This window comes from Mesorhizobium sp. M4B.F.Ca.ET.143.01.1.1 (genome assembly GCF_004792275.1).
Taxonomy (GTDB): domain Bacteria; phylum Pseudomonadota; class Alphaproteobacteria; order Rhizobiales; family Rhizobiaceae; genus Mesorhizobium; species Mesorhizobium abyssinicae.
Map to the genome: position 1 here is coordinate 559,617 of NZ_SRSR01000003.1, position 12,696 is coordinate 572,312.

A 12,696-nucleotide genomic window follows, 5' to 3' on the forward strand; every position below is an offset into this window, starting at 1 on the left:
CGAACCATGACGCCGGACCTTCTCTCCAGCTTTTCGCTCTCGACGCCGGAGCTGATCCTCGCCATCGGCGCGCTGGCGCTGCTGATGGTGGGCGCCTATTCGCGCTCCAACACCACCATGACGGTGACCGGCCTTGCCGTCGCCATACTGGTGCTCGCCGGCTTCTGGGTCGCCTCTTCCGGTGGGCAGGGCACGGCTTACGGCGGCGCTTTCATCCAGGATTCCTTCGCCCGCTTCATGAAGCTGCTGGCGCTGATCGGCTCGGCGGTGACGCTGGTCATGTCGATGCGCTTCGCCAAGCAGGAGCATTTCGACAAGTTCGAGTATCCGGTGCTGATCCTGCTCTGCACGCTGGGCATGATGCTGATGATCTCGGCCAACGGCATGATCGGGCTCTATCTCGGCCTCGAACTCCAGTCGCTGGCGATCTACGTGCTGGCGGCGATCAACCGCGACAGCGTCCGCTCGACCGAAGCGGGCCTCAAATATTTCGTGCTCGGCGCGCTGTCGTCGGGCATGCTGCTCTACGGCATCTCGCTGATCTACGGCTACACCGGCAACACCGGCTTCCAGGAGATCGCGACGGCGCTGGGCAGCGGCGAGCGCCAACTCGGCCTCGTCTTCGGCCTGGTGTTCGTGCTGGCCGGCCTTGCCTTCAAGATCTCGGCGGTGCCGTTCCACATGTGGACGCCGGACGTCTATGAGGGCGCGCCGACCCCGGTGACGGCCTTCCTGGCGGCGGCCCCCAAGATGGCGGCGATGGCGCTGATCGTGCGCGTCACCATGGGCGCGTTCAAGCCGATCGCCGCGGACTGGCAGCAGATCATCGTCTTCATCTCGATCGCCTCGATGGCGCTCGGCGCCTTCGCGGCCATCGGCCAGACCAACATCAAGCGGCTGATGGCCTATTCTTCGATCGGTCACATGGGCTACGCGCTGGTCGGCCTCGCCGCCAACAGCCAGGCCGGCGTGCGCGGCGTCGCCATCTACATGCTGATCTATCTGGTGATGACGCTCGGCACCTTCGCCTTCATCCTCGCCATGCGGCGCAAGGAGGGCAATGTCGAGCAGATCAGCGATCTCGCCGGGCTCGCCTCGACCAACCCGATCATGGCGACGATCCTCACCATCCTGATGTTCTCGCTGGCCGGCATTCCGCCGCTCGCCGGCTTCTGGGGGAAGTGGTACGTCTTCCTCGCCGCCATCAACGCAGGCCTCTACGCGCTGGCGATCATCGGCGTGCTGGCCTCGGTGGTGGGCGCCTACTATTATCTGCGCATCATCAAGATCATGTGGTTCGACGAGCCGGTCGGCGGCTTCGTGCCGATGGCCAGCGAACTGCGCCTCGTGCTTGGCGTCAGCGGCGCCTTCGTGCTGTTCTACGTGCTGATCGGCGGGCCGATCGGCACCTATGCCGAAGCCGCGGCGAAGACCTTCTTCTGACGGGATGGCGTTTCGGCTGGCTCCAACCGCGGCGTCGGAAGGGTTCCGGCTCGAAGCCCATGATACGGTCGGCTCCACCAACGCGCTGGCGCTTGCCCATGCGCGGGCCGGCGATCCGGGCAAGCTGTGGGTCGTTTCCAAAAAGCAGGAAAGCGGGCGCGGCCGGCGGGGCCGGACCTGGGCGACGCCCGAGGGCAACCTGGCCGCGACATTGCTCATCGTCAGCGGCGGCGAATTGCGGCTCGCCGCGACGCTCGGCTTCGTCGCCGGGCTGGCGCTTGCCGATGCGCTCGATGCCGTCGTGCCGCAAGGCAGGATCGCGATCGGCGTTGACGGCGCAAGCCAGGGCAAGAACCGCTTCGAGCTGAAATGGCCGAACGACGTGCTTGCCTCCGGCGCCAAGCTCGCCGGCATCCTGCTGGAATCGGCGCTGCTCGAAGGCGATCGCTTTGCGGTGGCGGTCGGCATCGGCGTCAATGTGGTGGCATATCCCGAGGATTTGCCGTATCCGGCGACATCGCTGCGCGCGCTTGGCGCGAATTGCGATGCCGAGACCCTGTTTCTGGCGCTGTCGGATGCCTGGAACGAGAATGCCCGGCTGTGGGACGACGGGCGCGGGCTTGCCGCCATCAGGCGGCGCTGGCTGGCGCGCGCGGCGGGGCTGGGCGGCGAAGTTGCTGTCACGGTTGACGGTAATGTGGTGCGCGGGACGTTCGAGACCATTGACGAGGACTGCCGTTTCGTGATCCGCGACGATGCGGGAACTGTCGTGACGATCGCCGCCGGCGACGTGCATTTCGGCGCCGTCGCGTCGGCCCGGGTTTGATGGGCCAGGAAGGAAAGAACATGGCGAAAGCGGAAAACGCCGAACTCGTCTTCGTGCCACTCGGCGGCGTCGGCGAGATCGGCATGAACTTCGCCCTTTACGGCTACGGACCGGCCGATGCGCGCGAGTGGATCGTCATCGATGTCGGCGTCACCTTTCCCGACACCGCGCATCCCGGCGTCGACCTGATCCTGCCCGACACGCGCTTCATCGAGGAGAACCTCGACAATCTGCGCGGCATCGTCATCACGCACGCGCACGAGGACCATTACGGCGCGCTGCTCGACATCTGGCCGAGGCTGAAGGCGCCGGTCTGGATGACGCCGTTCACCGCCGGCCTGCTGGAGGCCAAGCGGCAGGGGGAGCAGGGCGCGCCGAAGGTGCCCGCGATGATCTACCGGGCCGGCGAGAAATTCACCATCGGGCCGTTCGAGATCGAGGCCATCCCGGTCGCCCACTCGATTCCCGAGCCGATGTCGCTGGCGATCACCACGCCGGCTGGCACCGTCATCCATACCGGAGACTGGAAGATCGATCCGGAGCCGACGATCGGGCCGAAGACCGACGAGGCGCGCTTCCGCGCCTATGGCGACAAGGGCGTGCTGGCGCTGGTCTGCGATTCGACCAACGCGCTGCGGGAAGGAGAATCGCCATCGGAAGTAGCGGTCGGCGAGGGGCTGAAGGGCGTCATCCAGAGCGCCAAGGGCCGCGTCGCCGTCACCACCTTCTCCTCCAATGTCGGCCGCATCGTTTCCATCGCCAGGGCGGCGCGCGACGCCGGCCGCCAGTGCCTGGTGCTCGGCCGTTCGCTGAAGCGCGTCATCGATGTCGCCGGCGAGCTCGGCTACATGGACGGGCTGCCGGAGTTCATCGCCGAGGAGGATTACGGCTTCATCCCGCGCGAGAACCTGGTCATCATCTGCACCGGCAGCCAAGGCGAGCCGCTGGCGGCACTTGCCAAGCTGTCGCGCGACGAGATGAAATCGGTGTCGCTGACGGCCGGCGACACCGTGGTGTTTTCCTCGCGCACCATCCCCGGCAACGAGAAGGCGATCCTCGAGATCAAGAACCGGCTGATCGACCTCGGCATGAAGATCGTCGAGGACGGCGATGCGCTGGTGCACGTCTCCGGCCATCCGCGCCGCAGCGAATTGCGCAAGATGTATGAATGGGTGCGGCCGCAGATCGGCGTGCCAGTGCATGGCGAGGCGGCGCATCTGGTGGCGCAAGGGTCGCTGATGTCGATGTCCGGCATCGGCCAGGTGGCGCAGGTGCGCGACGGCGACATGCTGAGGCTCTATCCGGGCGCCGCGACCATTGTCGACCAGGTGCCGTTCGGCCGCGTCTACAAGGACGGCCGGCTGATCGGCACCGACCAGGCGATGGGCATCCGCGACCGGCGCAAGCTGTCCTTTGCCGGCCATGTCGCCGTCAACGTCGTGCTCGACGACAAATACGAGCTTGCCGGCGATCCCGACCTGGTGGCGATCGGCGTCGCCGAGGCGGATGCAAGCGGCGAGACGCTGGAGGACCTGATGCTCGATGCGGCAATCGGCGCCGTGGACTCGATCCCCCGTCAGCGCCGAAAAGACCTCGACCTGGTGCAGGAGGCGGTGCGCCGCGCGGTGCGCGGTGCCGCCAACGAAGCCTGGGGCAAGAAGCCGCTGGTGACGGTGTTCGTCACGCGTGACGAACAAGGGAATAGGGGAGTAAGGCAGTAGGGGAATAGGGAAGAATAGCAGTCTGTATTTGTTCAGACTCGTTTCCCTACTCCCATACTGCCCTACTCCCTTACTCCCCTAAAGCGGAGCGCTTTATGCTCGGACGCCTGAACCATGTCGCGCTTGCCGTGCCGGATCTGGCCGCGGCAATGGCGGCCTATCGCGACACACTCGGCGCGCGGCTGAGCGCGCCGCAGGCGCTGCCGGAACATGGCGTGACCGTGGTGTTCGTCGATGTCGGCAACACCAAGATCGAATTGCTGGAACCGTTGGGCGAGAACTCGCCGATCACAGCCTTCCTGGAGAAGAACCCCTCGGGCGGCATGCACCATGTGTGCTATGAGGTGGATGACATCGTGGCCGCGCGCGACCGGCTCAAGGCCAGCGGCGCGCGCGTGCTGGGTGACGGCAGCCCGAAGATCGGCGCGCATGGCAAGCCGGTGCTGTTCCTGCATCCCAAGGATTTCTTCGGCACGCTGGTCGAACTGGAGCAATCATGAGCTGGGTCTCGTTCATCGCGCTGTTCTTCGCCACCTGGTGGGTGGTGCTGTTCGCCGTCCTGCCGTTCAGCCTCAGAACCCAGGATGAGGACAAGGATGTGACGCTGGGCACCGTTCCCAGCGCGCCGCGCGGGCCGCACATGCTGCGCGCGGCGTTCCGGACGACGATCGCCACGCTGGTTCTTCTCGGCATCTTTTACGGCATCACGCGCGGCCTTGGCCTCGGCATCGACGACATCCCGCACATCGTGCCGGACTTCAACCAGACGCCGAAGAATTAACGACGCAGTCGAGCCAAAGTCATCCCATTGCTTGCGAGTCGGCTCAGCCGGAAATCCGGTAGCCGGCTTTCGAATTCTCGTTGCGCTGACGTTGGGTAAAGCAGTTTGGCAATCTGTCGGGCTAAGCAGATGATTGCACAAAAAAAATGCAAGGCACGAGGCCTTGCAATTTAAACGCGTCCGATCTGTTTCCGGTATCCGGCGGCTGCGAGTAACCGCGCCTAGATCGCATCCTCCCAAGACTTTGACCGCGTAGGAGAGCAGATTTTTTTCCGCCCTCTCGGTTATCGGGGCACACTAGCCTAACGCAGATGAAATTGTCACGAAGAATTTTGCCCGGAAACGGGCAATATCGTGCTGCAGTGCACAATAGTACGGCAGGCCTTGCTTGTGAAACGATCAACCCGGGCGGATGCAGCACTTCGGCCGCTCGCTCGGGTTTCCAATCCGCCATGAAATGGCTATGAAGCCGGGGCAAGCAGCCCATGCCGCGCCGATTCCGGCGAGGCCATCCTCACTTACGGACCAGTCCATGCGTTTGTCGCGCTATTTCCTGCCCATTCTCAAAGAAAATCCGCGCGAGGCCGAGATCGTCTCGCACCGGCTGATGCTGCGCGCCGGCATGATCCGCCAGCAGGGGCAGGGCAGCTTCTCCTGGCTGCCGCTCGGCAAGCGCGTGCTGGACAAGGTCTGCCGGATCATCCGCGAGGAGCAGGATAGGGCGGGCGCGCTGGAGATCCTGATGCCGACCATCCAGTCGGCCGAGCTGTGGCGCGAAAGTGGGCGCTATGACGACTACGGCAAGGAGATGCTGCGCATCAAGGACCGGCAGGAGCGCGAGATGCTCTACGGGCCGACCAATGAGGAAATGGTCACCGAGATCTTCCGCGCCTATGTGAAGTCCTACAAGGACCTGCCGCTCAACCTCTACCACATCCAGTGGAAGTTCCGCGACGAGGTGCGGCCGCGCTTCGGCGTCATGCGCTCTCGCGAATTCCTGATGAAGGACGCCTATTCCTTCGACCTCAACTACGAGGGCGCCAAGGCCGCCTACAACCGGATGTTCGTGTCCTATCTCAGGACGTTCACGCGCATGGGCCTGCAGGCGATCCCGATGCGCGCCGACACCGGGCCGATCGGCGGCGACCTAAGCCACGAGTTCATCATCCTGGCCGACACCGGCGAGAGCCAGGTGTTCTGCCATCGCGACTACCTTTCGCTCGCCGTGCCGGGCGCGAACACCGACTTTTCCAACGACGCCGAGATCGCCGACATCGTCAAGACGTGGACGACGCCCTACGCAGCGACCGACGAAATGCATGACGAGGCGGCCTGGGACAAGGTCTCCGAGAGCGACAAAGTCTCGGCGCGCGGCATCGAGGTCGGCCATATCTTCCATTTCGGCGAGAAGTATTCCAAGCCGATGGGCGCCAAGGTGACCGGGCCGGACGGCAAGGATCATTTCGCTTCCGGCGGCTCCTACGGCATCGGACCCTCGCGGCTGGTGGCGGCGATCATCGAGGCCAGCCATGACGACAACGGCATCATCTGGCCCGACGCGGTGGCGCCGTTCGACATCGGCCTGATCAACATGAAGGCGGGCGACGCCGAATGCGACCGCGTATGCGACGAGCTCTATGCCGCGCTCTCCGGCGCCGGCAAGGACGTGCTCTATGACGACACCGACCAGCGACCGGGCGGCAAGTTCGCCACCGCCGACCTGATCGGCCTGCCCTTGCAGGTGATCGTCGGGCCGCGCGGCGTGGCGAGCGGAGAGGTCGAGATCAAGAACCGCAGGACCGGCGAGCGCGAGACGCTACCGATCGAAGCGGCGAAGAAGCGCCTCGGTTTCGCCGCATGAGCCAGGCGGCCGCAGCCAAAGCCCCGGCCGTCAAAGCCCCAGCCGCCGGCGCCTTTTCGGTGTTCGAGCGCATGGTTGCCTGGCGCTATCTGCGCTCGCGGCGCAAGGAGACGGTGATCTCGGTCATCGCCTCGATTTCCTTCCTCGGCATCATGCTGGGGGTGGCGACGTTGATTGTCGTCATGGCGGTTATGAACGGGTTCCGCGCCGAGCTCTTGACCCGCATCCTCGGCGTCAACGGCCATCTGATCGCGCAGCCGCTGGATTCGCCGCTGGAGGACTACGCCCAGGTGGCGGGCCGCATCAACGGCGTGGCCGGCGTCAAATACGCCATTCCGCTGATCGACGGCCAGGTGCTGGCGCAAGGCAATGTCGGCGGCGGCACCGGCGCGCTGGTGCGCGGCATACGCGGCGAGGACCTCGGCAAGATCTCGATCGTCTCCAGCAATATCAGGCAAGGCACGCTTGACGGCTTCGACACCGGCGAGGGCGTGGCGATCGGCAAGCGCATGGCCGAGAATCTCGGCCTCGTGCTCGGCGACACAATCACGCTGATCTCGCCGGACGGCGACGTGACGCCGCTCGGCACGACGCCACGCATGAAGGGCTACAAGATCGCGGCGATCTTCGAGGTCGGCATGTCGGAATATGACAGCTCGATCGTCTACATGCCGTTCTCGGAAGCGCAGCTCTATTTCAACATGGACGGGCGGGCGCAGACCATCGAGATCTATGTCGACAATCCCGACAATGTCGACGCGCTGAAGCCGCTGGTCGAGCAGGCGGCGCAGCGGCCGATCGACCTTGTCGACTGGCGCCAGCGCAACGAGACCTTTTTCTCGGCGCTGCAGGTCGAGCGCAACGTCATGTTCATGATCCTGACGCTGATCGTGCTGGTGGCGGCGCTGAACATCATTTCCGGCCTCGTCATGCTGGTGAAGGACAAGGGCCACGACATCGCCATCCTGCGCACGATGGGCGCCACGCGCGGCGCGATCCTGCGCATCTTCCTGATGACAGGGGCGGCGATCGGCGTCACCGGCACCATCGCCGGCGTTCTGCTCGGCGTCGTCATCTGCCTCAACATCGAATCGATCCGCCAGTTCTTCTCCTGGATGACCGGCAGGATCCTGTTCAATCCCGAGCTCTATTTCCTCAGCCAGCTGCCGGCCAAGATGGATGCGCGCGAGACGACCTATGTCGTCATCATGGCGCTGGGCCTGTCCTTCCTGGCGACGGTGTTTCCGGCGTGGCGGGCGGCGCGGCTCGATCCGGTCGAAGCCTTGAGGTACGAGTGATGGCCGAAGCCATTATCGAGCTGAAGGGCGTCGAGCGGCACTATGTCCAAGGGCCGCGCAAGCTGACCATCTTGAACGGCGCCGATTTCTCGCTGCGGCGCGGCGAGATGGTGGCACTGGTGGCGCCGTCGGGCACCGGCAAGTCGACACTGCTGCACACCGCCGGACTACTGGAACGGCCGGACGCCGGCGACGTGATTCTCGGCGGCCGCGCCTGCGGCCGGCTGTCCGACGAGGACCGCACGGCCATCCGCCGCAACGATGTCGGCTTCGTCTATCAGTTCCATCATCTGCTGCCGGAGTTTTCCGCGCTGGAAAACATCATGATGCCGCAGCTGATCAAGGGGCTGTCGCGCAAGGAAGCGGCCGAGCGGGCGGCACAGCTGCTCGACTACATGCAGATCGGCAAGCGGGCGCAGCATCGCCCGTCGGAGCTCTCCGGCGGCGAGCAGCAGCGGGTGGCGATCGCACGCGCCGTCGCCAATGCGCCGCTGGTGCTGTTGGCCGACGAGCCGACCGGCAATCTCGACCCGGTCACCGCCTCCTATGTGTTCGAGGCGCTGGAAGCGCTGGTCCGGCAATCGGGCCTCGCGGCGCTGATCGCCACCCACAATCACGAGCTGGCTTCGCGCATGGATCGGCGGGTGACGTTGGCCGAGGGCAAGGTCGTCCCCCTTTAGGTCGAGGTGATATTCGGGTGAGGCCGGCCTGCGAAAGGCGGCTTCCAGCGCCTCCGGTGCTCACGTACTTCAAGTGCGCTCCGCTCCGGTTCTCGGAACCCACCATTCTCGACTCGGCCTGACCCGAATCTCGGCGTGCCCCGGTGACCTGACTGCCAAGACTTTCTGTCCGCCGTGAACGCAAGACCGGCGCGCAGCGCCCGTCAACCTTTCCTTAACCCTGCCGGATTGAGCGCCCGAAATTTCCGTGCTGCGCCTTTCTGCGGTCGTTGACATTCGAACAAAATTAGAACAAAATACGAACATACTAACAACTGGAGAGAGTTATGTCGGACCTTGTTCAGGATGTTGTGTCGCTCGTGTGCATGAGCACGTTTCTGATTTCCATGGCGATTTGGATCGGCGCCATGTGAGGACCATGCCTTGCGGCCGGCTGCCGCAAGCGCTTCGACGTTAAGCTTTTCTTGCCGCCATTGACGCTAGGGTGCCCGCGAAGACAGGGAGCAACACCGGTGTCGCCGATCGTGATGGCCATCCTCCTGGCCGGCAATCTCGGACTGATCTTTCTGCTGATGACCCTGCCGCTCGGCCTGCGCACGGTCAGGGTGTCGAGGCTGGTGGCGGCGGACCGCCACCGGCTCTGGCAGGCGCTGTGGCCGTTCGGCAGTGATGCCGGCTGGTCGCGCGAGATCGTTTCCGCTGAGGCGCTGGACGGTCAGGGCATGGCCCGGATCGTCCTGTCCTGGGAAGGGCGCGACGGCCAGCCGATCGAACGCAAGGTCGTGTTGGAGGACGTCGTCGAGGGCGGCCGCTTTTCCATGCGCGTCCTCGATGATTCCTCGCTCGATGCCTCCTTCTGGGCCAGCTATCGCGAGACCACCGAACTGGTGGCCGAGGGCGCCGCGACGCGGGTCAGCCTCGGCCAGACCGATCGCTATCGCGGCGTCGCCTTCCTGATCTTTCGCTATTTCGCCATGCGGCGCGAGCTCGGCAAGTTGCAGCGCTGGGCAAGGACGGGAGAGTATCGCAAGGGCGGCTGGTTCGAGCATCCGCTCAGCCAGGTGGGATTTGCCGTGCTTTCAGCCTTCATCCTGTGGCCGTTCTTCGGCCTCAGCCTCGGTGGCCTGGCGCTGGCCGCGATCCTGACCTCCGTGGTCGCCCTGCACGAACTCGGCCATATGGCGGCATTCCGGCTGATGGGACATAGCAGGGCGCGCATGATCTTCATCCCGTTGCTCGGCGGCATCGCCATCGGCGGCAGGCCCTACGACAGCCGCTTCGAAGTTGCCTTCGTGGCGCTGATGGGCGCCGGCTTCTCGGCCTTCCTGGTGCCGGTGCTGATCGCGGCCAGCGGGCTTGCCAGAGGCGAGGGGCATGGCGCCGTCGCCGCGCTGCTGGCCACGCTCGCCGGCTTTTCCGCGCTCTTCAACATCGCCAATCTGGTGCCGGTGTGGAAGTTCGACGGCGGCCAGGTGCTGCGCCAGATCTGCCCCGGCCCGATCGTCCTGGCGCTGGCTTCGTTCCTGCTGCTGTCCGCCCTGCTGGCGCTCGGCTGGCTGGCCGGCTTTTCGCCGGGCTTCCTGCTTGCGGCGGGCGTCGTGTTCCTGATCCTCAGCCTGCTCACCATGGGCAGCGCGGTGAAGCCGCGCCATGAGCTGAAGCCGATCCGGACCTTCGACCGATTCGCCATGGCCGGCGCGCTGCTCGCGGTCTTCGCCATCCATGGCTATGGCGTGCTGTGGGCGTCCACGCTGCTGGTCTGAACTGGTTCCGGACAGGTTCTCAGCCGGCCTTGCGGGCTAACGGGTGAAGCCGCGACAGGGCCGAACACGTGCTCGAAAGCGGATTTCAGCGCGAGGTCGAGGTCGGTCATGGTCACGGGCAGGCCAAGGTCGACCAGGCTGGTGACGCCATGGTCCTGGACGCCGCACGGCACGATGCCGGTGAAGTGTCCGAGCTCCGGCTCGACATTGATGGCGATGCCGTGAAAGCTCACCCAGCGCCGCAGCCGGATGCCTATTGCCGCGATCTTGTCCTCGGCCGGCGTGCCGTCGGCAAGCGCGGGACGATCCGGCCGCACGACCCAGACGCCGACCCTGTCCTCGCGCCGCTCGCCGCGCACGTTGAAGGCGGCAAGCGTTGCGATGATCCATTCTTCGAGCGCGGCGACAAAGGCGCGCACGTCCTCGCGCCGGCGCTTGAGGTCTAGCATCACATAGGCGACCCGCTGGCCAGGGCCGTGATAGGTGTACTCGCCGCCGCGTCCGGCCGAAAAGACCGGAAACCGGTCGGGCTCGATCAGGTCCTCGATGCGGGCGCTGGTGCCGGCCGTGTAGAGCGGCGGATGCTCGACCAGCCAGACTATCTCGCCGGCCGCACCGCTGCGGATTGCCTCGGCGCGCGCCTCCATGAAGGCGATCGCATCGGGATAGGCGGTGAGGCCGGGCTCGATCCGCCATTCGACGGGTACTGAACCGGGCAGGGGCAGGAACGACGTGGCGATCTGGCTGCGTTCTGGCATGATAAATCTCGTGTGCCCCCTCATATGGCGGCAATGGGCGAAAACGTCCAGTTCCCCGGCATTTTCCAAAGCTGTGGAGCCTTGTGTCGGCAGCTCTGTCAGATGCATGTCGTTCCCCCAAAACCGCTACGCACTTTTGGGCGACATGCATTGGCGATTATTCCGCACGGCGCACTTGTTTCGCCGGAAACGATTTGCTACAGGCCCCGAGCCGGTTCGTTCCGGCTCCTACCACGTGCGGTCGTGGCGGAATTGGTAGACGCGCAGCGTTGAGGTCGCTGTGGGGCAACCCGTGGAAGTTCGAGTCTTCTCGACCGCACCAAAATCTCCCTGTTGAATTTTCAACGGTTGCGGCAAAGAGCCCAACCAGCCGCCGGGACGTCGGGTAGCCTGCCCGGTCAGGCCGCTGTTTGAGGCGTGCGCGCCGGTTTGGCGGCTAAGCTCCTGCGTTGCTATGTCAGGCGCGGCAACCCGCGAGCAAAGGTTGTCATTGCAAGCAAAATGCAACCACAAGGAAACCCAATTTAAAGAATGCCAAAGTACCTTCGCCAGCTGTTCCGGGGGAGGTTCCTTTGCCTTACAATCCTGCGCTGGATGGATTGCGCGCCATCAGCATCCTGGCTGTTTTGGGTTTCCACTGCGAGGTGCCGCTGCTGCATGGCGGCTTCTTCGGGGTCGATCTGTTTTTTGTACTTAGCGGCTTTCTGATCACCACCATGCTGCGCAACGAACTTGACGAGACCAACAGCATCGATCTCGGCCGCTTTTACTGGAACCGGCTGGTACGCCTCACTCCGCCCCTTTATCTGATGCTGGCGGCAATCCTGCTCATCGGTCTGGAGACGCCTCGAAAAATCTTCATCGCAGCCGTCTACCTGACCGATTTCTTCGCGCCCTATGAGCACTTCTACGGTGTCCTGCGGCACACCTGGTCGCTGGCCGTGGAAGAGCAATTCTACCTGGTATGGCCGTTGCTGTTGGTGGGCATATTGCGCCTGCCTCGACCGGCTGCCGTGGTTGTCGCCATGTTTTGCATCGCGACAGCCTGGAGGATCGTGCTGCTGCAGGAATTGCCGAGCGAATGGGTCTACTATCGTCCCGACGCCCGCCTGACAGGCTTGCTTGCGGGTGCGATCGTGGCTTTGGCAAAGCCGGAGTTCAAAGACCTATCCCAACTGGACAGCATCGGCAGAACGGCCGCGGGCACAATCCTGCCGTTCATGGTAGGCACGCAGATATTCACGCCGGTCTCGCTGCTGATCATGCAGCCTCTGGTCGAGGTTTCGGCAGCGGCCTTGGTTGTCGTGGCGACGGACAGCAGGAGTGAAATTCATCGCCTCTTGTCCCACCCCATGCTGGTGCGGGTCGGGGTCCTTTCCTATTCGATCTACCTTTGGCATTACCCGATCGCCAACGTCATGAAGCAGTCCTATGGCTGGGCTCCAACCCTGTTCGTAACGGCTGTCCTGTCGATGGCTCTCGCCGTGCTGACGCACAGTCTCGTCGAGATCCCGATGAGGGCGCTTCGTCTGCGACGTCGCGTCGTTGTAGGCTGATTTTGCAGA

Annotated in this window: 11 protein-coding genes and 1 tRNA gene; 11 read left to right on the forward strand and 1 reads right to left on the reverse strand. The window is 64.4% G+C overall.

Annotation, left to right across the window (positions count from 1 at the left end; genetic code table 11):
- Positions 1–6 precede the first annotated feature (6 nt).
- The 9 genes from nuoN to EN786_RS10080 all read left to right on the forward strand — a co-directional run bounded on the left by nuoN (position 7) and on the right by EN786_RS10080 (position 10,373).
- Positions 7–1,443, forward strand: a complete 1,437-nt coding sequence (nuoN, locus tag EN786_RS10040; protein ID WP_127309015.1) for an NADH-quinone oxidoreductase subunit NuoN — start codon at positions 7–9, stop codon at positions 1,441–1,443.
- A 4-nt stretch (positions 1,444–1,447) separates the two neighbouring features.
- Positions 1,448–2,269 (forward strand): biotin--[acetyl-CoA-carboxylase] ligase, encoded by an 822-nt coding sequence (locus EN786_RS10045; RefSeq protein ID WP_127309016.1) that lies wholly within the window; start codon positions 1,448–1,450, stop codon positions 2,267–2,269.
- A gap of 20 nt (positions 2,270–2,289) precedes the next feature.
- On the forward strand, positions 2,290–3,990 hold the full coding sequence (locus EN786_RS10050; RefSeq protein ID WP_135908277.1) for a ribonuclease J: 1,701 nt from the start codon (positions 2,290–2,292) through the stop codon (positions 3,988–3,990).
- 95 nt (positions 3,991–4,085) lie between these two features.
- Positions 4,086–4,490, forward strand: a complete 405-nt coding sequence (gene mce, locus EN786_RS10055) for a methylmalonyl-CoA epimerase (RefSeq protein WP_126054034.1) — start codon at positions 4,086–4,088, stop codon at positions 4,488–4,490.
- On the forward strand, positions 4,487–4,771 hold the full coding sequence (locus EN786_RS10060) for a DUF1467 family protein (RefSeq protein ID WP_126054035.1): 285 nt from the start codon (positions 4,487–4,489) through the stop codon (positions 4,769–4,771). The genes mce and EN786_RS10060 overlap by 4 nt, the downstream gene beginning before the upstream one ends.
- A gap of 532 nt (positions 4,772–5,303) precedes the next feature.
- A complete protein-coding gene (proS, locus tag EN786_RS10065) occupies positions 5,304–6,632 on the forward strand; it encodes a proline--tRNA ligase (protein WP_127309018.1) in 1,329 nt (442 codons plus the stop codon).
- Positions 6,629–7,930 carry a lipoprotein-releasing ABC transporter permease subunit gene (locus tag EN786_RS10070; RefSeq protein WP_127284974.1) on the forward strand — a complete coding sequence of 434 codons (1,302 nt, stop codon included), beginning with the start codon at positions 6,629–6,631 and terminating at the stop codon, positions 7,928–7,930. Before proS ends, EN786_RS10070 begins: the two co-directional genes overlap by 4 nt.
- Positions 7,927–8,610 (forward strand): ABC transporter ATP-binding protein, encoded by a 684-nt coding sequence (locus EN786_RS10075; protein ID WP_187331281.1) that lies wholly within the window; start codon positions 7,927–7,929, stop codon positions 8,608–8,610. Before EN786_RS10070 ends, EN786_RS10075 begins: the two co-directional genes overlap by 4 nt.
- Before the next feature lie 512 nt (positions 8,611–9,122).
- Positions 9,123–10,373, forward strand: coding sequence for a site-2 protease family protein (locus EN786_RS10080; RefSeq protein WP_127309020.1), 1,251 nt, complete (start codon positions 9,123–9,125; stop codon positions 10,371–10,373).
- Here the strand turns inward: EN786_RS10080 and lipB are convergent.
- Positions 10,337–11,131, reverse strand: coding sequence for a lipoyl(octanoyl) transferase LipB (gene lipB, locus EN786_RS10085; protein ID WP_245478122.1), 795 nt, complete (start codon positions 11,129–11,131; stop codon positions 10,337–10,339). The genes EN786_RS10080 and lipB overlap by 37 nt on opposite strands.
- 237 nt (positions 11,132–11,368) lie before the next feature.
- Here lipB and EN786_RS10090 point away from each other — a divergent pair.
- Both EN786_RS10090 and EN786_RS10095 read left to right on the forward strand, forming a co-directional pair.
- Positions 11,369–11,453 (forward strand) — tRNA-Leu (locus EN786_RS10090).
- 250 nt (positions 11,454–11,703) lie between these two features.
- Positions 11,704–12,687, forward strand: coding sequence for an acyltransferase (locus EN786_RS10095; protein WP_189340224.1), 984 nt, complete (start codon positions 11,704–11,706; stop codon positions 12,685–12,687).
- The last annotated feature ends 9 nt before the right edge of the window (positions 12,688–12,696 follow it).

Excerpts from the sequence above, each read along its gene's own strand:
- lipB (WP_245478122.1), bottom strand. The coding sequence starts at position 11,131 with ATGCCAGAACGCAGCCAGATCGCCACGTCGTTCCTGCCCCTGCCCGGT.
- proS (WP_127309018.1), top strand. The coding sequence starts at position 5,304 with ATGCGTTTGTCGCGCTATTTCCTGCCCATTCTCAAAGAAAATCCGCGC.
- EN786_RS10070 (WP_127284974.1), top strand. The coding sequence starts at position 6,629 with ATGAGCCAGGCGGCCGCAGCCAAAGCCCCGGCCGTCAAAGCCCCAGCC.
- mce (WP_126054034.1), top strand. The coding sequence starts at position 4,086 with ATGCTCGGACGCCTGAACCATGTCGCGCTTGCCGTGCCGGATCTGGCC.
- EN786_RS10045 (WP_127309016.1), top strand. The coding sequence starts at position 1,448 with ATGGCGTTTCGGCTGGCTCCAACCGCGGCGTCGGAAGGGTTCCGGCTC.
- EN786_RS10060 (WP_126054035.1), top strand. The coding sequence starts at position 4,487 with ATGAGCTGGGTCTCGTTCATCGCGCTGTTCTTCGCCACCTGGTGGGTG.
- nuoN (WP_127309015.1), top strand. The coding sequence starts at position 7 with ATGACGCCGGACCTTCTCTCCAGCTTTTCGCTCTCGACGCCGGAGCTG.
- EN786_RS10050 (WP_135908277.1), top strand. The coding sequence starts at position 2,290 with ATGGCGAAAGCGGAAAACGCCGAACTCGTCTTCGTGCCACTCGGCGGC.